The following is a 24,121-nucleotide window of genomic DNA, read 5'->3' on the forward strand; positions in this document are numbered from 1 at the left end:
CAGCTTAATATTGACTCGCTTTAATTAAATTTTTTGTGTAACTATTCAACGGCTTGTCAAATAAATCTTGGGTATCTTGGAACTCGATAACCTTCGCCTCTTTCAGCACCAATACTTTCTGACACAGTGCTTTGACTACTTGCAAGTCATGACTAATAAATAAATAGCTCATTTGATAGTCTTGTTGCAATTGACGCAATAATTTCACAATTGCACGCTGTGTGGTTCGATCAAGTGCAGATGTTGGCTCATCAAGAATCAGTAATTTAGGTCGCAGTACCACTGCACGTGCCAAAGCGACACGTTGACGTTGTCCTCCTGAAAGCTGATGCGGATAAAGTTGTTTCACGACAACAGGTAATTCAACTTTATTCAAAATTTCATTGATCCGAATAATCATTTCTGATTCTTTTAAATTTTGTAGTGCCAAGCCCTCTCGAATAATCTGATCGACCGTCATTCTTGGGTTTAAACTGCTTAATGGATCTTGAAAGACAATCTGAAAATTGCAGCGTAGCGGTCTTAATTTGCGCTGATTCAAGCGATTAATATCTTGATTTAATAAAATAATATTACCTGTACTTTCAATCAGTCTTGCAATTGCCAAAGCTAAAGATGTTTTACCAGAACCGCTTTCTCCGACAATCCCAATGGATTCAGCACGATTCAAACGCAAATTTAAAGGCTCAACCGCAATAAAATAATCTTGGATTCGATTTAAAACTCCTTTCCGAATTGGAAATTTGACCCCGAGTCGATGTAAAGATAGTACCAAATGACTGTCATTCGGTGTTGGATTGGCTTCACCAAAGTTATGATCCAGTAAATATTGGGTATATGCTGTTTTAGGTTTTAGAAAAATATCTCGAACTAAACCCTTTTCTTCAACTCGTCCCTGATTCATCACGATCACTTGATTGGAATATTTACGAACCAAATTCAAGTCATGGCTAATCAGGATCATCGCCATTTTATGATTCAAAATCAGCAATTGTAATAAGTTTAAGACTTGGGATTGTAAGGTAACATCCAATGCTGTGGTTGGCTCGTCTGCAATAATAATTTCAGGTTTTTGTGCCAATACTGAAGCGATTAAAACACGTTGTCTTTGCCCGCCCGACAGTTCATGTGGATAACGTTGTAACTTATCCTCAGGATCATCCATCCCGACATCACACAATAAATCATAGACACGTTTTCTGGCTTTTTCTTTAGACATCCCTTCTAAAATTAAGGTTTCACCCACAATCCGTTCTACTTTATGCAATGGATTTAAAGCGGTCATCGGTTCTTGAAAGATCATGGCAATTTTTTTACCACGAATATTTAATATACCATTTTGATTGAGTGCCAATAAGTCGTGTTGATCATAGACAGCTTGCCCTGAAACTTTTAAATCATCTGGAAGTAATCCCAGTAAAGCCAAACCGCTGATAGATTTCCCGGATCCACTCTCCCCGACAATCGCTACAGTTTCACCGACATGTAAATCAAAATTCAGATTCTCAACCAGCACTTTCTGTTGTTTATTTTCAATGTGCAGATGCTTAACAGACAATAATAAAGATTCATCATTATTTTTGGCGTCTTGGATCGAATGCATCGCGTGTCGCCTCCCCAATATAAATTAATAATGACAAAACCAACGCCAATGTAAAAAAACCTGAAAGTGCAAGCCACGGTGCATCTAGGTTATTTTTACCTTGTAGCAGTAACTCTCCCAAAGATGCGGCATCAGGTGGTAAGCCATAGCCTAGAAAATCCAACGCCGTAAGTGCTGTAATATTTGCAGTCAACATAAAAGGTAATTGTGACAAGCTTGAACTCATGACATTTGGCAGAATATGCCTAAAAATAATCACTAAATCACTTACGCCTAATGCACGCGCTGCTTGCACATAATCCAAGTGACGCGCACGAAGGAACTCCGCTCGCACAATACCCACCAACTCTGTCCAGCCAAAAATCAACATGATCAAAAACAGCCAATACACACTTGGCGTAAACAAACTGACTAAAATAATCACCATAAATAAAGTGGGTAATCCTCCCCAAACTTCGAGGATTCGTTGCCCAATCAAATCAATCCATCCACCATAATAGCCCTGAATCGCACCCACAACGACTCCAAGAAAAGCAGCAAACAACGTAAGAGCAAAACCAAATAACAAGGATATACGTAATCCATACAGGATTCTGGCCAAAACATCACGTCCTTGGTCATCTGTTCCCAACCAATTTTGCGTTGTAGGTGGTGATGGTACAGGGACAGCTAAATCTAAATTAGGGGTCTGATAGGAGAAGCGTAGAATAGGCCAAATCGCCCAGCCTTTTTCATCAATCAACTGTTGAACAACAGGATCTCGATAATCAGCTTCAGTTTCAAAAACTCCACCAAAGGTTGTTTCTGGATAGGCTTTAAACACAGGCATGTAATAGTGCTGATCGTATTTGACCAATACTGGCTTATCATTGGCAATAAATTCAGCTGAAATAGAAATCACAAACAGTGCCATAAATAGAATAAAACAGCCAAAGCCCAATCGATTTTGTTTAAATTTCTCTAAACGGGCATGCATGATTGGTGACATTATTTCGCACCTCTTGATTCAAAATCAATCCGAGGATCAATCACCCGATACAACACATCGCAAATCAATCTTAAAATCAGACCAAAGAGGGTCAAAAAGAATAAAGTACCAAAAATCACAGGATAATCACGCTGTTGTACAGCTTCAAAACCCAGTAAGCCTAATCCATCTAAATTAAAAATTATTTCGATCAGTAAGTTACCTACAAAAAACACCCCCACAAGCACTTCAGGTAACCCTGCCACAATCACCAATAAGGCATTACGGAATACATGTTTGTAGAGCACTGTATTTTCGGTCAAACCTTTGGCACGTGCAGCGAGTACATAATGCTTATTTAACTCTTCCATAAATGTATATTTTGTAAGATAGGTTAAACTGGCAAAACCACCCAGCACCATTGCCAACAAAGGTAAAGCCATGTGCCAAAAATAATCAATCACCTGCTCAAACAAGTTCAAACTGTGAAAGTTGTCTGATACAAAACCCTGTAATGGAAACCACTGAAAATAAGAACCACCAGCAAAAAATACGATCAACAAAATCGCAAAGACAAAAGCAGGAACGGCATAACCTACAGCGAGTAGCAATGATGTTGCTCGATCAAAAAAAAGACCATTCTGTTTGGCTTTCCTTATACCCAAAGGAATGGAAATTAAGTAAATCAGCAAAGTGCTCCATAAACCCAAAGACATTGTGACTGGCATTTTTTCGAGTAAGAGTTCTGTAACAGGTTTATCTTTAAAAAAACTGCTGCCAAAATCAAAAGCCAAATAATTGCTCAGCATCAGTCCAAAACGTCGATACGCGGGTTGATCAAAACCATATTGCTTTTTGATTTGCTCAACCATTTCTTGGCTCAAACCTTGCGCACCACGATACTCATGACGGTCGATCGAAGCAGAAACTCCACCCGTGCCGATATGATCTCGTTGAAAGTTTTCTGCTTGCTGAATCGCCTGTTCAACAGGTCCGCCTGGTGCAATTTGAACCACAACAAAATTGATCAATAAAACAAAGAACAATGTTGGAATGATCAGTAATAGCCTTTTGAGTATATATGTGCCCATTGCAACAAGGTTCCTTATGTCCTCATGAGGATGGATGAATCAATTTAACTACGACTTAATTTGAGTCACTTATGTTTTGCATACTATTGTCTTTTAGACAATTTTTTTCATCGATTATCTTTTTAAATATTGCTCTACTTTTTTAGTTTCAATCGGATCAGCCCACCAATACTCCAAACCGAGTGATAGTTTGGGTTTAATTACAGGTTGATGATACATGTTCCAATAGGCATACCAATTTTTATCATTGCCATAGGTCAGAATTTGATAATAACCAGCACGTAACACACGATCGAGTACACGTGTATGTAATACCAGTTGTTCACGATTTGGGGAAGCAATCATCTTTTGGATCAATTGATCGATTACAGGATTTTTAATTCCTGCATAGTTATAATTGCCCACCTCATCTGCTGCTTTAGAACCCCACATTTGAGCCTGTTCAGCACCTGGCGTCAAAGATTGTGGCATATCCATTGGTGTCATCTGAAAATCCAAACGGCGCATACGTTCAGTATATTGCGGCAAATCCACTTGGCGAATCGTAACTTGAATACCTAATTTTTTTAAATTGCGTATATAGGGCAGCAAAGTTCGTTGCGCACCATCCTGATGAATCAAAAACTCAATGCGAATAGGTTTCCCTTGCTGATCAAGCAATTGACCTTGGTAAAAACGATACCCTGCTTTTAATAAAATAGAACGTGCAATCAACAGGTTTTGCCGATTAAAACCACTGGCATCAGAAACAGGATATTGCCAATCTGCTAAAACACCTTCTCGTTGTAAAGTTGGAAGTTGTTTAAGATAAGGTTTAAGAATCTCTAGTTCTTGAACACTGGGTTTCCCCGTTGCAGCTAGCTCACTGTTTTGAAAATGGCTTTGTAGTCGAATATTTTGACCATATAACAAAGCTTTGTTGATCCATTCAAAATCATAAGCATAGGTTAAGGCCTGTCGAAAATACAGATCATTAAAAGGTGTTTTCCGGGTATTAAATACCAAACTTTGAGTTAATGCCGGTGTTTGAATTTTAGCGGTATAAGCTTTGACTAGTCCTGCTTTTACCGCAGGAAAATGATATGCAGTCACCCAATTGCGCGCGCTTTTCTCTTGGTAAAATGTATACTGTCCGGACTTAAAGCCCTCAAAAGCAACCTCAGGACTGCGATAATAAACATATTTGATTCGATCAAAGTTATAACGTCCGCGATTGACAGGCAAGTCTTTTGCCCAATAGTGTGGGTTCCGTCTATAAGTAATACTACGTCCAGAATCAATTCGTTCAATTAAATAAGGACCAGATCCTAAAATCGGTTGCAAAGTCACTTTGCTATAGTCTTTATTTTTCCAATCCGCTTTTGAGTAAATTGCGATCTTTGCCAAAATATAAGGCATATCAGGATTATGGGCAGATTTAAAGGTCATTTTTACCTGATACTTGGACAACACTTCCGTTTTTGCCAAATCAGATAAATACATTTGAAAGCCAAGATTGGCTTTGGTCTGAATCGTATCAAAGCTAAATTTGATATCTTCAGCGGTGACTGGTGACCCATCACTAAAACGGGCTTGAGGATTTAGGTGAAAAATGACATATTTGGTTTTAGCGGGATCATAACTGACTTTTTCAGCAAGTAGTGGATATAACACACCTGGTTCATCCAACGAGCTATCCATCAAGCTATCAAATACATAGTTGATTCCTTCAGTCGAACTGCCTTTGCCATTCAAACTGTTTAAATTATCAAATGTACCAATACTTGACGTACTGATATAACCGCCTTTGGGCGCATTGACATTGGCATAAGGCATGACCTGAGCTTTGACATATAATGGCGAATTATGAACCGCAATATAAGGTGTAGTCTGAATTGCAGCAGCTACATCCACTGCAATACCTCCCCCCAATGCCAATACGAATGTACTGACATGTGTAAAACTCAGGTGCATTCCCCTACTTTCCTTGATTCAAAAAATCATTTTGAAAATTTAAATCACTCAGTAAATCCATCTATCACCCAAATCAATTAAAGATTTGGAACTTTGATAATACTGCCAATACGTAAAGCGGCATTTGGTTTCAGATCATTCATCTCAGCTAATGCACCAGTATCGATACCGAACTTACTGGCTAAACGAATCAATGAGTCGCCACTTTTCACTTTGTACTCAGTGACAGTTTTAGGAATACGAATGGATTGACCGCGCTGTAAACCAGCACGTGGACTTAAATCATTCATCTCAGCCAGTTCTTGTACGGATAAACCCACACGACTTGCAATGACATTTAAAGATTCGCCTGCCTTAACAGCATAACTTTCAGTATTCTTACTCGCTGCTTTAGATGAAGACTTTGCTGAAGCTTTTAAGTCTTCCTTTTCCTTAGAAAGCGAGGATTTACTGGGTAAATCTCCGTCAATTTTCAAACGTTGTCCAACATCAAGTGCTTGATTACGAGATAAACCATTTAAGTCGCTCAAATAGCTCAACTGTAATTTATATTTCTTGGCAATACTTGCCAGCGTCTCACCTGATTTTACGACATGAATGTCCTTGCTTGAAGCTTCAGATTTTGCTTCACTTTTGCTATGTGCTCTGTCTTTAGCACTACTTTCAGGTGTCCCTGTTAATTTGAGCTTTTGTCCAACCAGCAAACCTGAAGTCGTTGTTAGACCATTTAACTCAGCAATTTGGTTAACTTGTAAATTATATTTGTTAGCAACTGCAATCAAACTATCGCCCGATTGAACTGTATAGGTCTCTGGAGTAGAACTTCCAGCAGGAATTTTGATCACCTGACCTACAAGTAAGTTTCGAGATGGAGAGAGTTTATTCAACTCAGCCAACTCCGTTAAAGATAATTTAGACTGTGCTGCAATACTGGATAAACTATCACCACTTTGAACTTTATAGTTTTCCGTTTTATAGCTTGGTTCAGATTTCAGATTTTTAAACTTACTTTGCTCAACCACTTTCGACTCAAGCTTGTTCTCTTGCTCATTCACTTCATTAAGGGGCACATTGATTTTTTGCCCGACAAACAAACTGCTTGAAATATCTAATCCTGGAGTTAAATCAGCAAGTTCATGTACTGATAATGCATAACGATCAGCGATGATTTTGAGATATTCACCACGTTTGACCACATAAGATTTAGTTCTTACTTTGGCAACGGGCTTAGATGTATCTGCTCGAACCACAGTCTTATTAATTTCTGATAATTTATCATCAGCAGTATCTTTAAGTTTTAATTTTTGACCAACAAATAAATTACTGTTGGTATTCAAATTGTTATAACTTGCCAATTGTGAAACCGATAAATCAAATTGATTGGCAACGCCAGTTAAGCTGTCATTCGGTTTAACCACATAAGTGGTCGGTGCTGACTCTGTTGCTTTCCGTGAGGTGGTTGGCGCATCAATCTGTGGTTTAGCATCATACAAATACAATGTTGCACCAACAAATAAAGTTCCATTTGGATCCACTTGGTTCCATTTGGCAATGTCACGCCAATTGACTCCATTTTTCAAAGCAATCGTTGCTAAAGTATCACCTGCCAAAACAGTATAAGTGCTGCGTTTACCTTTAGGAGGTTCCACCACGACTTCAGTATCAGTTTTCTTAAAGTTCTTATCTTGATTCAGTTTCGCTTCTTCAGAATTTGCAGGTGTAGTATCAGCCAAGCCTTTAGGATAGGCAAATCCAACGGTATTTTCTCTACCCTGCACTTCTGCGACTGATTGACTGGTCTGAATCGCAGTCAGTTTAATTTTGCCGTCATACGGGTCTAAAACTTCTGTACCTTGTGGCGCAATTGCTTTAATTTCTTTAACAACTTCTTCTTTTTCTGCTTGTGTTGCTTGTGGCTCTAACACTTGTTTAACTGTTTCTTTTTCACCTTCAGCTTTCACCGCAGCAAGAATTTGAGCCTTTTCTCGTGCAGAAATAGGCGGTTCTACTGCAACAGGTTTAACATTGGCAGCCGTAGTAACGGCAACAGGAATACGTGGTGCACTTGGAATATCTGCATTGGCGGCAAATCGCGCCAAAGCATCTGAGCCCTGTGGCGTATTCTTTAAAGTATTTACTGAATTTGCAGTGCTGGTTGTCGTAGTGGTTGCTTTATTTGAACTCAATACAGGTGGCGTGGTACGGGTCGGCGTAATCGATTGCGTTACCGTAGACGTTACACCAGCAGGTGTTAAAGTCTGGGTTGCTGTCGTTGGGCTATTATTGCTTGCCCAAAATCCACCATCAGAGCTTGATTTTAAAGCTCTTAACTTGGAATCAATTGTTGGGCTTAAATCAGCAGGAATCAAAATTCGTAAAGTACTTGATGGATCAACAACTTCACCACGATGCCCTGGATTCAGTGCGTACAATTCCGCACGGCTTAAACCTGTGATGGACGCAATTTGATTCAATTGTGCACCTGGTGGAACAGCGACTTCTCTAAAATGCGGACGATTGGCAATCGGCGGTAAACTTACACCATATTTAGATGGATTTTTAATGATTTGTGCGACCGCCAAAAAGCGCGGAACATAGTTCATCGTTTCTTGTGGTAATCGTAATGACCAATAGTCTGTTGGCAACCCTGCTGCTTGGTTTCGATTAATTGCCTGTTGAATTCGTCCTGGACCAGCATTGTATGCTGCCAATGCCAATTCCCATGAACCAAACTGATTATACAAACCACCTAAAAACTCATATGCTGCACGAGTGGACTCAACCACATCACGACGCCCATCGTACAAACTGGTTTGTCTTAAACCGTAAATTTTACCTGTGCTTGGGATGAACTGCCACATTCCCGCTGCCGCAGCACTACTGGTTGCAGCAGGATCGTAAGAACTTTCAATGATTGGTAATAATGCCAATTCAGTTGGCAAACCGCGACGTTCAGCTTCTTTTACTGTATGGTAAAGATAACGTGATGCACGGGCACTCAAACGATCAATATAAGGTTGACGAGAAACGAACCAGCTTCGTTGTGCATCAATCCGTGGGTCCCAATGGTTTTCATCCATTTTAAAACCAACAGACATGCGCTTCCAAACGTCACCATGTTTTAAAATCAATAAACGATCACCTTCTACCGCACGCATATCAGTTGCTGACAGAAGATCCTCTAGTGAATCCAAACTGTTCGCGTCCAACATCCCTGACGACTTTGATGTTTGAGTTTTTGACGTCGATGGGTTCGAAGAACACCCAGCAGTCAAACCCAGTGCCGCCAATGCAGATGTTAATAGTGATAGTTTAAAGAAAACAGATGCAGTAGGTTGCCACACCATTGTGGTAGGTTTAAACATAAGGGTTCCGAACAACATTTAGTAAATTATTTTATCTTTGCCATTTTAGTAGAGCTTAGGGCGCATACAAGGCAAAATTTGAATGCGAATTGCATACAAATGTTACAAGAAATTAAAAAAATCTCAGTTCATGCGTAGAAAACGCTGATTTGCGTATACAATAAATTCTTAAACCACGATGTTCAACTCTTAATTCACTTTCATTGGTTATTACTATGTCACAAACAATCACACTTTATGTCGACGGTGCTTGTAAAGGCAACCCAGGTCCTGGTGGCTGGGGTGCTTATATCATCACTGAAACTGAAGAGCATAAATTGTGTGGTGGTGAGCTGGATACCACCAATAATCGTATGGAGCTGAGTGCTGCGATTGAAGGCATTTCATTTTGCCCTACAGAAGCGAAACTGATTATTTGGACCGACTCCAACTATGTGAAGCGCGGTATTACCGAATGGATTGAAGGTTGGAAAAAGAAAAATTGGAAAGATGTCAAAAATCCTGATTTATGGCAAAAACTGGATCGCGTATGTAGAGGTCGTGAAATCGAATGGAATTGGATTAAAGGTCATGCAGGTCATGCAGGCAATGAAATGGCTGATCAATTGGCAAACTTAGGTACGGAACAAACATTGGCAGCAAAAAACACGAAGGTGCCTCAATCAGCCACCGAACAGATTGTAGAAAATAATGATAAAAAAAAAGATGAAAAAGACTGGTTGCTTGATGATCCCTTCGGATTTGACTTGATGGAATCCGATGAAACTATCGATACTGAATTGCCGACACCCAAACAAACTGTGACAAGTTCTGAGACACCAAATAATAATTTGCGTGATCAAGATGTAGTAGAACAGGTTGAACAAAGTACTCTAATGAAAGATATGAATATTCACCCGCAAATTGTGATTACACCTGCGACCATAAAACTGCATGGACCTAAACAGTTTATTCTTGATACCGAAACCACAGGTTTTTATTATCAGGACAGTGATCGAATTGTTGAAGTTGGTGCGATTGAAATGGTCAACCGTAAACTCACAGGCAGTTCGATTCACATCTATATTAATCCAGGAAAACCTGTAGGTGAGTCAGAAGCCATCCACGGGATCACTGATGAATTTTTAAAAGACAAACCCAAGTATGAGGAAATTGCCGAAGTCCTATTCGACTACTTAAAAGGCAGTGAAATCATTGCACATAATGCAAGCTTCGATATGAACTTCTTGGACATGGAATTCAAACGCAGTGGTCTTCCTGCCCTGTCTGAAGTGTGTACAGTGACTGATACTTTAGCGATGGCTAAAAGTAAGCATCCAGGACAAAAAAACTCTTTAGATGCACTTGTTCGACGTTACGAAATTGTTCAACGTGACCGTACTTTCCACGGCGCATTGCTCGATGCTGAAATTTTAGCCGATGTTTATCTCGCAATGACAGGCGGACAAGTATCCTTTGACATGGATGCTATTTCTGCACATACTGAACAAGCTCAGGGGAATACAACACGGCAAAAAATTGAAATTGATGTTCCAGTAATTTACGCTTCAGATGAAGAATTGGAAGCACATGAGAACTGGGTCAATAAATATCAAGAAAAACATGGGGAAGCCTGCATTTTTGCAAAATAAAATTTCCTATTTAGGCTGATTTTTTCTGTAAAAAATCCCTTGTTCAGCTATATTAAAACTTAGAAAATTAGCCTCGTTTTGAGGCTATGCAATAGAACATTTAGATACCCAGGAAAGGTGCAGATCAATGTCTTACCAAACCTCTATACATTTTGATCCGACGGCATTACTGATTATTAAAAAAGAAGTCGATAATTCAATTTTACAAGTTGAATCTGCTGTCAGCAGTTTAGTTGAAGATCAAACTTTACCTTTTGGAATTGATGATGCATTGCTACAACTGGAACAATGTAGTCATGTACTGATGCTGATTGACATGCCTCAAGTTGCCAAAATTGCCGAACTTTCAGCACAAGTCATGCGTAAAATCATGCAAAACCCACGTGAAATCAATACTCAAGATGTGATTGCATTGAGCGAAGGTACAACCATGCTCAAACGTTACATCGAGTTTAGTTGTCTACGTGAAGTCAAAGTGCCACAATTTTTGCATGATACACTAAACCGCTTGGAACTTTCTTTAGGTTTAGAACTCACACCAGAAGGTCAAGCTATTGTGCCACTACTGGATTGTGTGACGCCTAATTTTAATCTCTTACAAACTCCAGACTTGGAACATTCAGTGCATGTACATAAGCTTTATAAACTGTGTCTGCATAAACTCTTAAATCAACACGAGACAGATTTAGATCTGCAAGGGATAAAACTGGTTGGCAATTATTTAGCCAATATCGCTCAAGGACAACCGAGTGCTCAATATTGGGCGCTGATTGCTGTGGCTTTAAATCAGATTGAAAATATTATCCTCAACGATACACGTTTAAGAACATTAATTAGCATCGAAACCAACATTTCATCATTCTTTAAAGACCTTGCAGGATTTATTCCATCCTTAACCGATACTGCAAATGTATTGAGTATTTGTATTAGTCAGGAAGATGAAATTTCTCAACACATTCGTGAGCAAATCAATGTAGGCGAAGATATTTTAACGGATACTCAATTACAGATTTTTAGTCGTCATTTGTACGGACCAGATTTCGATACGATTCATAGTGTCAGCCAGCTCATTACAGATGAAATGTCGCAAATCCGTAATGATATCGAGTTTAATTATCAAAATATGAGTGATGAAAAAACTCAAGAATTAAAGAGTAAACTCACAGACCTTGCACATGTATTTAAAGTACTTAACTTAAATGAAGCCTATAGCGAACTAAAACAGCAAGCTGATCTGTTGTCTCAAGAAAACATGCTGAGAGATGAAAACTATGCACAGCAATTGATGAATAGTATTCTATCTGCGATGAACTCTATTGGAATTCTTGAACGCAATTACACTTCTAATCGCTTGCAATTAAAGGTCAATAATCTACATATTTCTTTAGACCGTCTTGATGAAGCTCACACCGCTTTACTGACTGAAACTAAAGCAATGGTCGATTTAAGCTCACAAACACTGGTTCAATATTTACAAGATCCGCAGTCTACAAGTCTAGAACTACTACCTTCTCAATTATATGAAATTGGAGGAGCTTTATTGTTTCTTGCAGCCAAAGATGGTCAAAAGGCATTGGCACAGTCTGCCGAATTTATTCAGTCTGGACTCAACAAAGAACAGATATTTAACCAACAACAGATCAATAAACTTCTGGATGTGTTAGCCAGTGCAGATATGATGATTGAAAATCTACAGAATAAACAACCTGTTTTGCAAACGATGTTTGATGTAGCATTAGCAAGTAGTCAAAATTTAAAATCGGTAGCCTAATGTCAGAATTATCAGTTGCTTATATCTTTCATCACCAACAACTTTTAGTAGATGAAAACTTACAACTTCCGAAAGTAGAGAAATTGGCAAGTGATATCAGTTTTAACTCGGGTGATCAAATCATTGCCCGAGATCTTTTTATTGAAGATGAAATTCCACAAGGTTATCAACTGATTCCAATTCGACAGCTCATCTCACAATGGACAAAATCTGAATTTGAACAAGCCAGTCGAGCAGTGCAACTGCTTGAATGGCGTCGAAATCATAAATTTTGTAGTCACTGTGGACATGAAACAGAAGTTCACCCGATTGAATATGCAATGGTTTGCCCTGCCTGTCGTTATCACCAATACCCTCGCGTACAGCCGTGTATTATTACGGTGATCACACGCGGCGACAATGAAATTTTATTGGCTAAAAATGCCAAGAATAAAACTAATATGTATGGTCTGATTGCAGGTTTTGTTGAAGTCGGTGAAACCCTTGAAGAAGCGGTAAAACGTGAAACTTTGGAAGAAGTCGGTTTAAAAGTAAAGAATGTACAATATTTATCGAGTCAACCGTGGCCTTTTCCAAGCAATTTGATGCTTGCCTTTAAAGCCGAATATGAGGCGGGTGAAATCGTATTGCAAGAAGAAGAGATCAGTGATGCGCAATTTTTCAAATTTGATCAATTGCCTGAAACGCCGTTTACAGGCAGTATTGCACATGCCATGATTGAACATGTGATTCACAATACACCGATGCACCAAGATTAATTTGATCCGTATCCTTAATAAAAAGCCTAGCGATTGCTAGGCTTTGTTCATTGCATCATCGAGTACTTTTATAATTTCCGATCGTGTCATAAAGAAACGACTGAATAAACTCGAAACACTTCCCATAATCGAGATATGTCCCGTTTTAGGAATCGTCAAGATTTCACAATGATTACCTTGTTCATGTAATTGTTGTTTGAAATCAAATGAGTTTGAAGGCTTTACGATTTGATCATTTTCAGCCAGAAATAAATAATGCTTTACATCATTCTTGGCAACAAAGTAATAAGGCATCACTTGTTGATATGGAATCGCCTGATCAAATGCATCTTCAGCCAAAGCATCACCTTTATAATCAAAATGATAAGGTCCCGCAATTCCAATCATGGCTTTGATGTTTGGTTTTAGCGCCAAAGCATAACTTTTGGGATGATAAAGCAATGAGGCAATATTAAATGCCCCAGCTGAATGCCCCATGAGTGCAATTTTATCTGTAGTAATCCCTAAACGTGTTTGCTGTTGTTCAAGATAATTCAAAGCAACGGCTAAATCATCAACATAGCTTGGAAACTTATGTTCAGGTGCTAAATGATAATTCATAATCGCAACGTTATAGCCATAGCGACTAAATGCTTCACCTACAAATTTATAGGCACTTTTATCACCATGATTCCAAGCACCACCATGTACAAAAACAATTAAAGCTTTGTTATGTGTTTGATGGGAAAGATATAGATCTAAACGTTGTCGAGCTTTTAAACCATAAGCAATGTTTGATTTTATGGAATACCCCTTTTTAGGGGTTAGTCCATTGATCGTTATGCTGCCTAAATCATATAAACGAAAATCTTGATAATGTGCTTTAAACTTAACTTTAAGCTGTTGAAATTGCTTATCAAGTTTAATTTTTAGCAATTCTAATCTATTGTTGGATAACATTATTGTTTTGCCCTGAAGCATCTGGATCAATTGCAACAGGAGTTTGCACATCTGGTTGTTGTGCATTGTTTACCACAGGTGCCGTAAACGATGAAGTTTGAACTGAATTATTTGCTTGCTCAACATTGTCAATCAAGGTCACAATTTTAGTCACATTTCCAACCTTTTGTAGAACATCATTTAAATCTGCGATTTCAGCATTATTTAAACGACCCAAAACATACAGTACGCCATCTTCAGTATGAACCAAAACTTTGTTATCAGAAACGACAGGCGCTTTCATGATTAAGCCACGCGTATTTACGGTTACAGAAGCGTCTTGCATAATCGTGCTATAGCCGATTTGATTGCCAACAGTTAAATAATTATGTACCGCTTTTACGTCACTCATTGCACGTAAATTGTCTTCGGCAAGCTGCTTTAAATGTGCATCAGGCACTTGTCCAGTCAGTAAAACATTACTATGGAAACTATTAATATTTACACGAGATTGTTTAAATCGAGCATCCAGCTTATATAGATTAATTTTCGCAGTACGCTCAATAGAAGAATCAATAAAAACCTGCCCTAAAGATCGGACACCGCTTTCTGTTCCCACTGGTGAAGAACCAGTACCACCTGAGATAAAACTAGCGCAACCAGACAAACTTGCTACACACATCATGGTGATGACAATACGCTTTAACACTCAGCAAGACTCCTAATGATTTTAACTGACAACACAACATCCTGATTACTCATTAAGATGTTGGAACATATCTTTTTTTTGATAAAAAACTGTGAGGCAATTCTTCATCACAGATTAATCAAGTCTGCATCCAAAGTAAATGCATTTTCAATCCAAGACTGATCATAAGAGATTTTAGTTAAGTCTTGCTGTACGTTTTTTGCAATTTTATGATGTAAATCAAACCCAATTACATCAAAACGACAATAATACTGTTCATATTGCGGATATTCTTGTAAAAACCTAAACGCTGTTTTGATCATTTTTTGTTGCTTAATCAAATTCACTGCTTCAAAGGCATATCCCCTATAGCTTGACGTTCTGGCTTTCACTTCAATAAAAACTAATTCTTGCTGTGTCTCAGCAATAATATCGATTTCGCCAAAGCGAGAAAAATAGTTCAATTTGACAATCGTGTAGCCAGACTGCCGCAGTATTTTTACTGCCTCATGCTCTGCCCATTGCCCTAAATTATTTTTAGCCATCGATCATTCAACTATAAGGGCACTAAGTTATTTTTAGAGCGCTCAAAACATTGTGGAATGCGCTCAACGCGATTACCTTCAATTTTAATTTTTCCTGTCCGCCCATTAAAGGTTAGACTTTTGACATTGGGATCTAACACAAATTGTTCAGCAATGTACCAAGCATCACCACCAAACGCATATAAACGTTGGTAAGGTAATGACTTTGGTTGATCCTTATAGGCTTTCACCACATCTTCCCATTCTTTGATATACAAAGCAGGCACATCACAGAACTTCATGCCTTTCGGTAATGTTCTACTTTCATTTACGGCGATCGCTTGAGTATAAATATTCTTTTTCTTTAACTTCTTTAAATTTGCCAACCATTGATTTGACCCAAGCAATAAAATACCTTCACTTGCTTTGGTCGTATTTGGCATCGCATCTACTGGGTCAACTTCTCCTGCATAATTTGCGAAAAGTGCATTTAAAAAGCTGATTGATTCTGCCTCAGTGCCCTTTTCACGAACAACATAGAGTTTGCTGACTTTATCATGCTGAATATAATCCAGAAGTGCTAAAGCATCGTCATTTTTAGACAGACTATATTGCCAAACATTTTTATGGGTCGGATACACCTCATTCAAAGCAAGCACTGGAACTTTGGGTTTTAAATTAATCAATGCTTCTACATCTGGACGTGCCAAAGGACCAATAATCATTTTGGTCTTTTTATTCACATTTTGCTTCAATATGGTTTTGATGGTTTTTTGATCAGAATCGACAAATTTTAATGGAATTTGGTTCTTGGATGCATGAGATGCATTCAATATTCCTTGTTTGATACTTAAACCTGCTCGCGACATGGGACCTGTTTCAGGTAAGATAACAAGAATTTCTGCGTGAACTTGGATTGTAAATCCAATTATTCCCAAACATACCAGTCTTTTAATACTGTTCAACACTATCTTAGTTTTCATGGAGACCTTTATGAGTGCTCAATTATTTGTCGTAGCGACCCCAATTGGGCACTTAGATGATATGACTTTCCGTTCTATTGAAGTTTTAAAGTCGGTTTCTATTATTGCGGCAGAAGATACCCGCCAATCCGCTCAATTATTAAAACATTATAATATCTCAACTCCACTTACAGCGTGTCATGATCATAATGAAAGTAACAAAATTGATATACTTATCGAAAAATTAAAGCAAGGTCAAGATATTGCACTGGTCAGTGATGCTGGAACCCCGCTCATTAGTGATCCTGGATTTAAATTGGTTCGTGCTGCACAAGACAATGGAATCCGTGTCATTCCTGTACCGGGCGCTTGCGCTGCAATTGCAGCTTTGTGTGCTGTTGGCTTACCTAGTGACCGTTTTAGTTTTGAAGGCTTTCTATCTTCAAAACAATCTCAGCGCTTAATACAACTAGAAAAATTAAAATATGAAACGCAAACCATGATTATCTATGAAGCGCCCCACCGTATTTTAGACAGTGTCAAAGATATGGCTCAGGTTTTTGGTGAACAACGCCCCGTCGGTTTCGCTCGCGAGATCACCAAGACCTTTGAAACTATTAAAAAAATGACGCTAGGTGAATTGGTGAGTTTTATTGAAAATGATCATCACCAACAAAAAGGTGAGATCGTTTTAGTCATCGGTGGTCTACCTGATGCCAAAGATCAAGATGTTGAACAAGATAAGTTAGATCAACTACTCACACGATTATTACAGGACTTATCTGTTAAAGCTGCATCGCAACTCGCAGCTGATTTAATGGGTATCAAAAAGAAAATTGCTTACCAACGAGCGTTAGAACTCACCAATCAATAATCACGTGATATAACAATAAAAGTAGAATGATCATCATTGAGGAATAGAATGTTTAGTGGCTGTTCCTCAATGTATCTAAGAATATGATTGAACATTTATTTTTTATTTATCAGAAATTTTAACTTATGATCAATAAACCAAAGATTCAAATTTTTAAAATATCAAAACCACGACTCTTTTTATTGTCATGGCTGATGACATCATCCTTATTTGCTGCACAAGATCCGGATTTTAATGAGCCACTTCAACTGTCAGGTGATTTTGCTCAATTTAATATCCATAACTCCTCTGGCTATTACAAAGGGAACTTTAGCGCTAAACAAGGAAGTATGCAGATCACAGGAAATGAAATACAGCTCAATCAAGATAAAAATAAACAACTTGTGTCTATCATCGCTTTTGGCACCCCTCTAAAACTGAATAAGAGAATCTATAAAACGAAAGAAAACATTCAGGCTTCTGCAAATAAAATGATTTTCGATGCGAAAAAATCAATAATCACTCTAGAAGGTAATGCAATGATTAGAAGTGATGTTGGACAACAAATTAAAAGTTCAAAAATTACTTATGATTTAATCAGTAATGACTTTGAAGCAATTGGGAATGATCAACAACGTGTCGAAATCATCATGCAACCTTAAATGTTGAATCAATCAACCGCCCCTAATCAAATTTTAGAGACATTAAAAAAGCACCTGACGGTGCTTTTAAAATCAATCTCTTGCAGATTCATCAGGGGGAACTTCAGTAATTTTTCCACCACGCGCTAAAAATGCAGCGATTTCATCTTCTAATGCTTCACGTTGTCTTTTTTTCGCAGTCACCGTGAGTGTTTCTGCTTCAGCCAAATCTGTATCAGACACCGTTGATTCACTTACCGCAGCACCTTTTTCCGCTGCTTTAGCTTCATCATCGTCAACTGCATGATCTTCTGAATTATCATCATAATCATTTGTATCTGTCATCTTGAACTCCCCATCAACGACGTCAATTTACCATCCAAAAAATGGTGATGTTTTACAGAGAAATGTACCAATCTCTTGCGGATTCGACTAGTCTCTAGATACATAAAATCGTGTTTTTTTTCATCAAATTCGTAATATTGTTTAAATGATTGTTTAAAAAGTATCAGTCAACTCATGAAATGGCATATTGCGTGCTTTTTAACGTTTCTAATCCACTGGCTTTTGTTAAAAATTGATCTTTTAAAAGCGGAGTATTTTCCACTTGTTTCAGTCCAAAATTACGCGCCCAGATCATAGGAAAGAATTCAGCAGTTTCCAAGAAACCAATCATCGACATGCTATGCATCATGGCATCATTTTGCCCTTTACGTGTGTGTTCATAACGTTTTAAGGTCTGTTGGTGTGCCCACACACCACGCTTTTTATCTTGCAATAAGACATCACAAAGCACTGCCGCGTCCAAACAACCTATATTCACTCCTTGCCCGGCCAAAGGATGAATCACATGTGCTGCATCACCAATCAATGCCAACCCTTCCTTGACATAACGCTGCGCTGCGCGTGCTTTGAGTGGAAATTTTGCACGTGGTGTTGCTTCAATTATTTCACCCAACATATGATGACTTTCACGGGTGAGCAACTGGCAAAAATCTACATCATTCAAACTGGCATATTCATCTGCATAATCATCAGGCAGTGTCCAGACAATTGAAATCCAATGCTCAGCTTGTTGAGGATTCAAACTCGCCATCGGTAAAAATGCCAAAGGACCAGTTGGATGGAAAATTTGACGAGCCACATAATGGTGCGGTTGTGTGGTACGAATCGCACAAGTCAAACCTGCTTGCTGATAATCAAGAATATCGTAATCAATAAAAGCCTGCTCACGCACAAATGAGTTTGCCCCATCTGCCCCAATGACTAATTTGGTCTTTAACTGACTGCCATCTGCAAGATGGATTATCCAACAACCAACGCCTTGTTCAACACGAACGACTTTCACCTCGGTACGATAGTCGTTTAATTGTTCCAGCATTTGTTGTTGAATGGCGAGATTTAATAAGCTGGGTTCAACCATTGAACCTAAACTATGTTCATCCGTCGGAAAATTTATGGATTCTTGACCAAAATTAATTTCTCCATAACCATTTTTATTCCAGACTTGCATCCCTGTATAAGGCATCTTTCGGGCAATTTTATCCCAAACATTCACAGTTTTAAGTAAATGAATGGTTGCTTGACTGAGTGCCAAAACTCGTGGATTCGCTTGGGCTAAAACTTTTTGCTCGTCTAAAATGGGTGCTGCGTCTAATACTGTTGCTTGAACACCGCCTTGCGCCAAAAGTAATGCGGTTAAACCGCCTACCAGACCGCCACCAATAACAATAACATCTAAAACATTTTGTTCTATCATGCTTTTAACCCCATTGCGTAATTGGCAACCAAGGGTTTTATTCCAGGGATGACATCAAATGCAACCAACCCTGTATTACGTAATAATTTTAAAACTGGATTCTGATTACTAAAGCCTCGTACAACCGAATCACAAAATTTGATGACCCGTTGTTGATCTGTTAAGCGAGCCTGTTCGTATGCCTTTAACATCTCAGGCTCACCTATATCTTCAGACTTAGCCATTTGTGCTGTGATATAACGCAGCAATACATCAGCATCACGCATGCATAGATTAAATCCTTGCCCTGCCACAGGGTGAATCGTATGTGCCGCATTTCCCATTAAGATCACACGTCCAACCGCCTGTTTATCTGCCAGCACTTGTGACAATGGGAAACTAAAACGTTTGCCTGTCTTTTGGAATTTACCTGCACGATCTCCATAGGTTTGCTGTAAGGCATCCAGAAAATGTTGATCATTCTCTTCCCCTAGCCACTCACCCTCTGTTCCTTTTTTTACCGGCCAAACAACTGAACGGCGGCATTCACCAGGCAAAGGTAATAATGCTAATGGACCTAAGTGGCTAAAGCGTTCAAAACCCACTTGCTGATGCGGTTTAGACGTTTGTACAGTGGTGACAATTGCAACTTGATCATAATCATGTACATCCACACCGACGCCTAAGGTTTGACGGCAAAAAGAGTCTCGACCATCTGCTGCAATCACCAATTTAGCTTTGATTGAATGACTATATTCTTCACCACGACTTGCTTCTATATAAACAAAGTCATTGTCTTGTTTTAAAGAGTTTACTTGCACACCATCAATCAACTCTATAAGAGGTTGTTGTCTTACCTGAGTAAGAAGTACCCGTCCAAGCCATGCATTTTCAATCACTTGCCCAAAGCTTTCGACTTTTTCTTGATCTGCTTTTAAACGGGCTTTACCGAAACTGCCTTGCTCTGTGATATGAACTTCAAGAATCGGGGTTGCATGCTCTTGTAAAGCATTCCACAAACCGAGCTTTTGATAAATTTGTACAGTACGACGTGAAAGTGCTGTATTTCGAGCATCAAAACTTGAATGATAAGCTACAGCATTGTTGTCATCATAATTTGGGTATTTCACCGCTTCTAAGAGCTTTACCGCAATATTCGCTTTCGCCAACATGAGAGCCAAACTCAGCCCAACCATTCCACCGCCAACGATGATGACTTCTTGTTGCATGCTTTGATCCTTTCTATACGTGATTCAGCTTACTGAATACTTATGATCTTGATGAATTTTATCTTACATCAAGCGCGATTATTTTTATATTGAAATAGGAAATTGTTGCTATCATTTGTACTGAATCAATACGTTATTTTAAAAATGGGATAATCAATCAATGAACAATATAAAAAAATAAGGCTGTAATTTATTATATTTAAATCACAGCCTTAAAGTTGTTAAAAGGATGACAATCAAACGAAGCGATTGTTTAATCGATATGCGCTTGAACACAACCAATATTAGAATACTTTAGTTATCTCACGTATCTCATGTAAGACATGGACTAGAACGATAGTTTAAGATTGAGATAATACTGACGACCTCTTAAATCACTATATTTACTCAGATAACCTTTTGTACCAGATAAATCAACCGCGTAGTCATTAAATAGATTTTGGATGCCAAAACCGACTTCTGCAGCGTTAACCTTATTAGATTTGCCAAACGGCAATTTAGCTTTGGCAAAAATATCATGATATAACTGATCATTTATTTTTAGAGTTTTGATATCTTTTCCTGTCTGATTTAAAATTGCAGTTGCATTAGTTACAGTATATGAACCATAGTACTGTGTAGCCCAACCAAAAGCCCATACATCGTTAGGTTTCAGGTAGATTGATGCATTGGCACGATGCTTTAATGGATAATCATTACTACTTGCCATTGCGACATAATCAACAAAAGGCGTGTCGGCAGTGTCTTGTTGCTTATATTCACTGACATAGGTATACCCTAAATTAAACGAAGTATTTCCGACTGCACTGTCGAAAGCATAACTTAAATTAGTATCAATCCCTTTAGTTTTTAGTCCTAATGCATTGAAGACTGCAGTATTTATCGACGTTATATCACCGTTGGCATCACGTTTTATTCGATTGCCGTATTTATTTTGATTATCCAAAATATACTGTGCATTTACCGATGTAATATTATTACTTTTTTTAATCTGATAATAATCCACAGATAACCGCAAGTTTTCAATTATCTCTGGTGTCAAGACCACACCAAAATTATAACTTTTCGATTTTTCAGGGGTAATCGTTGGATTACCGCCTGAAATAATATCTGTGGTCATATCCAATATTTTCCCTGTAACAGGATCTTTAAGTGAAGTGCTAGTATTTTGACTGACCGTCTCTAATGCTAACTGCCCTGCTGTTGGCGTAACAAAACCTTCACTATATGAAGCACGGAACATCATCTGATCATTAGGCTCAAATTTAAAACCAATCGTTGGTGAAATAGCATCAAATTTAGCAGTTCCTGAGTCACTATAGCCCAAAAAATTAGACTTATAACCTGTAGTAGGATCAGCTTTAGGATCATACTGAGGTACTTTTGCTGATACTTTGAAATCCTCATAACGTGCAGCTACCTGCATCTCGAGTGACTTCGCGAAACGGTAATGATGATCTGATGAAAGTAAAGGTATACTGAATTCAGTATACACACTTGAAGCTTGAGTTTTACGTTCAGTAGGTTTAACCCAAGGATTATCGACATACTGATGATCAGCATAACCTTCACTTGCATAGCGTCGGTGTTCGATTCCGGTCGCCAATCGAATATCCCCTGCATACCATGTCGCAATTGGTCCTGTTGCCCGTATCGACATGTCATTTAAAGTTTGCTGAGTATTATTTTTAGTATAATGCCAATACTTTTGAATAAGATCAGTCGGTTTCGTGGTGTAGTCTTCAATGAAGTCAATCAAATTATTGGCTGTATCTTTATTCCATTGGGTTGCTCTCGGATTTACATTTCCTTTACGGATATATCTTTGACCAATATCCGATTTACTCCAAGAATAATCACCAGATAGTAACCATTTAGGTGTCAAATCAAAAATAAAACCTGTTGCAGCCTTTTTCTGTGTCGTTTCAAAAGTGTCTTTCGCCCAAGCACCGAAACTGTCTCCATTCAGCGTATAGTTGACCAATACATCTTTACCAAATGGATTATATTGACTGTTTTTGCTTACTGTGACCACACCAAAACCATGTGGTGAACTGTTATAGCCCCAGCCTTTTTCACGATCATAACCTGCCTCAAGAAATACATTGAAACGATCAGTAAAATCACGATTGATTGAGACTCCCACAGACTCAGTATCTGTATCATATAAAATTGGTGAGTCTCCAGACCAACTACTTACCCCTTTTCCTAGACCTAAAGCATAACCTTTTTCTAATGTATTGATATCACCATTCCAACCCTTGGGAATATGTGCAGTTGAAGAACCACTTCCAGGAATCAATTCTGAACCATCTTTGGAACGAATATTGGTGAGATCACCTGCTGGTGGATTTACTGTTGGACCAATAAGTGCATTTGGATTATTTTTTAAAATTCTTTGCCGTTGTTTATCTTTAAAGCCCCGCTCACGGTCTAATAAACCATCCTGACTCTTTTTCGAAGCAGTGAGCATTACGTTAGTACGTCCCTCTTCCAAAGCAAAACCAGAGACAAAGTTAAAGGATTTCACGGGCTGCTGATCATCTGTTGTATTGGCATAACGTAAATCTAAATCTGTACCCACGTAGTCTTTACGCAATACGACATTGATCACACCGCCAACAGCACCACTACCATAAATTGCTGCTGCTGACGTCGGTAAAATCTCGATTCTTTCAATCGCTGCCAGCGGAATATTATTTAAATTGGGCTGTTGTGTGGATTCTGCTGAACCACGATTTCCAGTTCCTGCACTACGACGACCATTGATTAACACCAAGGTTTGGTTTGTACCTAAACCTCGTAGATTAATCTGGCTTGAGGTAGCGCTAAAGTAATCTGAATTATTGGTTGATGTTGCCATTGGAAGTAGCTTTGTAATTGCTTCTGTGACTGTTGTTGCCCCTGAACGTTCTAATTCCTCACGTTCAATTACTGTATAAGCCTGCACATCATCTTCTGTACGAGGAATGTCCATATTGCCTGATCTATATGCCACAGGTGTTTCATGTAATGCACTAATTGCAATTGTAGGTAGTGCAGATACATTTTGCTGAGTCTCTTGAGCATAATTGTGCTGTGAAAAAATAATGCCGAATATGGAGATGCTTAGTTGAGTCCTGAAAGAAATAAGAGGTTTTGTGTAGTTCGTGTTTTTTTTCATTAAAATTATCATCAATTATGTAAACACAATAAATCATACACAAAAAATCACAAAAGTAAACGATAATAATTATCATTTGCATCAATGATTTTAAAATACTCCCTTCTTCTAACTTTAAGTTATGGAGTCTTTAATCAAAAAAGAAAAGACTATTTCTCGTCGAAATAATTCTGTAGACATGCTCTGATCTTATTGAAATATCAAATTATTATTTAACTCAACGTTAAGAAATATATTTTGGCATCTCAGATTTCAAATAAAAACGA

At 38.4% G+C, this 24,121-nt stretch carries 18 protein-coding genes; 5 read left to right on the forward strand and 13 right to left on the reverse strand.

Annotated elements, in window-relative coordinates; genetic code table 11:
* Positions 1 to 4: 4 nt before the first annotated feature.
* The 5 genes from F938_RS06340 to F938_RS06360 all read right to left on the reverse strand — a co-directional run bounded on the left by F938_RS06340 (position 5) and on the right by F938_RS06360 (position 8,979).
* Positions 5 to 1,603, reverse strand: a complete 1,599-nt coding sequence (locus tag F938_RS06340) for an ATP-binding cassette domain-containing protein (protein WP_005030430.1) — start codon at positions 1,601 to 1,603, stop codon at positions 5 to 7.
* On the reverse strand, positions 1,575 to 2,591 hold the full coding sequence (locus F938_RS06345) for an ABC transporter permease (protein ID WP_005030432.1): 1,017 nt from the start codon (positions 2,589 to 2,591) through the stop codon (positions 1,575 to 1,577). The genes F938_RS06340 and F938_RS06345 overlap by 29 nt, the downstream gene beginning before the upstream one ends.
* Positions 2,591 to 3,661 (reverse strand): microcin C ABC transporter permease YejB, encoded by a 1,071-nt coding sequence (locus F938_RS06350; protein WP_005030434.1) that lies wholly within the window; start codon positions 3,659 to 3,661, stop codon positions 2,591 to 2,593. Before F938_RS06350 ends, F938_RS06345 begins: the two co-directional genes overlap by 1 nt.
* A gap of 114 nt (positions 3,662 to 3,775) precedes the next feature.
* Positions 3,776 to 5,614: an extracellular solute-binding protein gene (locus tag F938_RS06355; protein ID WP_005030436.1), complete on the reverse strand. Its 1,839-nt coding sequence runs from the start codon at positions 5,612 to 5,614 to the stop codon at positions 3,776 to 3,778.
* A gap of 77 nt (positions 5,615 to 5,691) precedes the next feature.
* Positions 5,692 to 8,979 carry a LysM peptidoglycan-binding domain-containing protein gene (locus tag F938_RS06360; RefSeq protein ID WP_005030439.1) on the reverse strand — a complete coding sequence of 1,096 codons (3,288 nt, stop codon included), beginning with the start codon at positions 8,977 to 8,979 and terminating at the stop codon, positions 5,692 to 5,694.
* A gap of 215 nt (positions 8,980 to 9,194) precedes the next feature.
* On the opposite strand from F938_RS06360, the gene dnaQ reads away from it, so the two are divergent.
* The 3 genes from dnaQ (at position 9,195) to nudC (ending at position 13,139) form a co-directional block, all read left to right on the forward strand.
* Positions 9,195 to 10,610 (forward strand): DNA polymerase III subunit epsilon, encoded by a 1,416-nt coding sequence (gene dnaQ / locus F938_RS06365; RefSeq protein WP_005030442.1) that lies wholly within the window; start codon positions 9,195 to 9,197, stop codon positions 10,608 to 10,610.
* Between the two features lie 127 nt (positions 10,611 to 10,737).
* Positions 10,738 to 12,381 (forward strand): hypothetical protein, encoded by a 1,644-nt coding sequence (locus F938_RS06370; protein WP_005030444.1) that lies wholly within the window; start codon positions 10,738 to 10,740, stop codon positions 12,379 to 12,381.
* Positions 12,381 to 13,139 (forward strand): NAD(+) diphosphatase, encoded by a 759-nt coding sequence (gene nudC / locus F938_RS06375; protein ID WP_005030446.1) that lies wholly within the window; start codon positions 12,381 to 12,383, stop codon positions 13,137 to 13,139. The genes F938_RS06370 and nudC overlap by 1 nt, the downstream gene beginning before the upstream one ends.
* A 36-nt stretch (positions 13,140 to 13,175) precedes the next feature.
* Here nudC and F938_RS06380 read toward each other — a convergent pair whose 3' ends face one another.
* From F938_RS06380 to F938_RS06395, 4 genes are all read right to left on the reverse strand, one after another.
* Positions 13,176 to 14,078, reverse strand: coding sequence for an alpha/beta hydrolase (locus F938_RS06380; RefSeq protein WP_004831721.1), 903 nt, complete (start codon positions 14,076 to 14,078; stop codon positions 13,176 to 13,178).
* Positions 14,062 to 14,766 (reverse strand): BON domain-containing protein, encoded by a 705-nt coding sequence (locus F938_RS06385; RefSeq protein WP_004831722.1) that lies wholly within the window; start codon positions 14,764 to 14,766, stop codon positions 14,062 to 14,064. The genes F938_RS06380 and F938_RS06385 overlap by 17 nt, the downstream gene beginning before the upstream one ends.
* Positions 14,767 to 14,873: 107 nt before the next feature.
* Positions 14,874 to 15,290, reverse strand: a complete 417-nt coding sequence (locus F938_RS06390; protein WP_005030449.1) for a YraN family protein — start codon at positions 15,288 to 15,290, stop codon at positions 14,874 to 14,876.
* 11 nt (positions 15,291 to 15,301) lie between these two features.
* Positions 15,302 to 16,252 carry a penicillin-binding protein activator gene (locus F938_RS06395; protein WP_005030451.1) on the reverse strand — a complete coding sequence of 317 codons (951 nt, stop codon included), beginning with the start codon at positions 16,250 to 16,252 and terminating at the stop codon, positions 15,302 to 15,304.
* Between the two features lie 10 nt (positions 16,253 to 16,262).
* Here F938_RS06395 and rsmI point away from each other — a divergent pair, with 10 nt between their 5' ends.
* Entirely contained in the window at positions 16,263 to 17,105 is an 843-nt protein-coding gene (rsmI, locus tag F938_RS06400) for a 16S rRNA (cytidine(1402)-2'-O)-methyltransferase (protein ID WP_004831728.1), read from the forward strand.
* Between the two features lie 194 nt (positions 17,106 to 17,299).
* Positions 17,300 to 17,746, forward strand: a complete 447-nt coding sequence (gene lptA, locus F938_RS06405; protein WP_227567140.1) for a lipopolysaccharide transport periplasmic protein LptA — start codon at positions 17,300 to 17,302, stop codon at positions 17,744 to 17,746.
* A 72-nt stretch (positions 17,747 to 17,818) separates the two neighbouring features.
* On the opposite strand, the gene F938_RS06410 is transcribed toward lptA, so the two are convergent.
* From F938_RS06410 to F938_RS06425, 4 genes are all read right to left on the reverse strand, one after another.
* Complete coding sequence (locus tag F938_RS06410) at positions 17,819 to 18,070, reverse strand: hypothetical protein (RefSeq protein ID WP_004831732.1); 252 nt, start codon at positions 18,068 to 18,070, stop codon at positions 17,819 to 17,821.
* A gap of 172 nt (positions 18,071 to 18,242) precedes the next feature.
* Entirely contained in the window at positions 18,243 to 19,484 is a 1,242-nt protein-coding gene (locus F938_RS06415) for an FAD-dependent monooxygenase (RefSeq protein ID WP_005030455.1), read from the reverse strand.
* Entirely contained in the window at positions 19,481 to 20,692 is a 1,212-nt protein-coding gene (gene ubiH / locus F938_RS06420; protein ID WP_005030457.1) for a 2-octaprenyl-6-methoxyphenyl hydroxylase, read from the reverse strand. Before ubiH ends, F938_RS06415 begins: the two co-directional genes overlap by 4 nt.
* Before the next feature lie 328 nt (positions 20,693 to 21,020).
* On the reverse strand, positions 21,021 to 23,855 hold the full coding sequence (locus F938_RS06425; protein WP_005030459.1) for a TonB-dependent receptor domain-containing protein: 2,835 nt from the start codon (positions 23,853 to 23,855) through the stop codon (positions 21,021 to 21,023).
* Positions 23,856 to 24,121: the final 266 nt, after the last annotated feature.

This window comes from Acinetobacter bereziniae LMG 1003 = CIP 70.12, assembly GCF_000368925.1.
Classification (GTDB): Bacteria; Pseudomonadota; Gammaproteobacteria; order Pseudomonadales; family Moraxellaceae; genus Acinetobacter; species Acinetobacter bereziniae.

Bases quoted from the DNA above. Each gene is read 5' to 3' on its own strand.
- dnaQ (WP_005030442.1), top strand. From the start codon at position 9,195: ATGTCACAAACAATCACACTTTATGTCGACGGTGCTTGTAAAGGCAAC.
- F938_RS06345 (WP_005030432.1), bottom strand. From the start codon at position 2,591: ATGTCACCAATCATGCATGCCCGTTTAGAGAAATTTAAACAAAATCGA.
- ubiH (WP_005030457.1), bottom strand. From the start codon at position 20,692: ATGCAACAAGAAGTCATCATCGTTGGCGGTGGAATGGTTGGGCTGAGT.
- F938_RS06350 (WP_005030434.1), bottom strand. From the start codon at position 3,661: ATGGGCACATATATACTCAAAAGGCTATTACTGATCATTCCAACATTG.
- F938_RS06410 (WP_004831732.1), bottom strand. From the start codon at position 18,070: ATGACAGATACAAATGATTATGATGATAATTCAGAAGATCATGCAGTT.
- F938_RS06425 (WP_005030459.1), bottom strand. From the start codon at position 23,855: ATGAAAAAAAACACGAACTACACAAAACCTCTTATTTCTTTCAGGACT.
- F938_RS06340 (WP_005030430.1), bottom strand. From the start codon at position 1,603: ATGCATTCGATCCAAGACGCCAAAAATAATGATGAATCTTTATTATTG.
- nudC (WP_005030446.1), top strand. From the start codon at position 12,381: ATGTCAGAATTATCAGTTGCTTATATCTTTCATCACCAACAACTTTTA.
- F938_RS06380 (WP_004831721.1), bottom strand. From the start codon at position 14,078: ATGTTATCCAACAATAGATTAGAATTGCTAAAAATTAAACTTGATAAG.
- F938_RS06390 (WP_005030449.1), bottom strand. From the start codon at position 15,290: ATGGCTAAAAATAATTTAGGGCAATGGGCAGAGCATGAGGCAGTAAAA.
- F938_RS06360 (WP_005030439.1), bottom strand. From the start codon at position 8,979: ATGTTTAAACCTACCACAATGGTGTGGCAACCTACTGCATCTGTTTTC.
- F938_RS06370 (WP_005030444.1), top strand. From the start codon at position 10,738: ATGTCTTACCAAACCTCTATACATTTTGATCCGACGGCATTACTGATT.
- F938_RS06395 (WP_005030451.1), bottom strand. From the start codon at position 16,252: ATGAAAACTAAGATAGTGTTGAACAGTATTAAAAGACTGGTATGTTTG.
- lptA (WP_227567140.1), top strand. From the start codon at position 17,300: ATGACATCATCCTTATTTGCTGCACAAGATCCGGATTTTAATGAGCCA.
- F938_RS06355 (WP_005030436.1), bottom strand. From the start codon at position 5,614: ATGCACCTGAGTTTTACACATGTCAGTACATTCGTATTGGCATTGGGG.
- rsmI (WP_004831728.1), top strand. From the start codon at position 16,263: ATGAGTGCTCAATTATTTGTCGTAGCGACCCCAATTGGGCACTTAGAT.
- F938_RS06415 (WP_005030455.1), bottom strand. From the start codon at position 19,484: ATGATAGAACAAAATGTTTTAGATGTTATTGTTATTGGTGGCGGTCTG.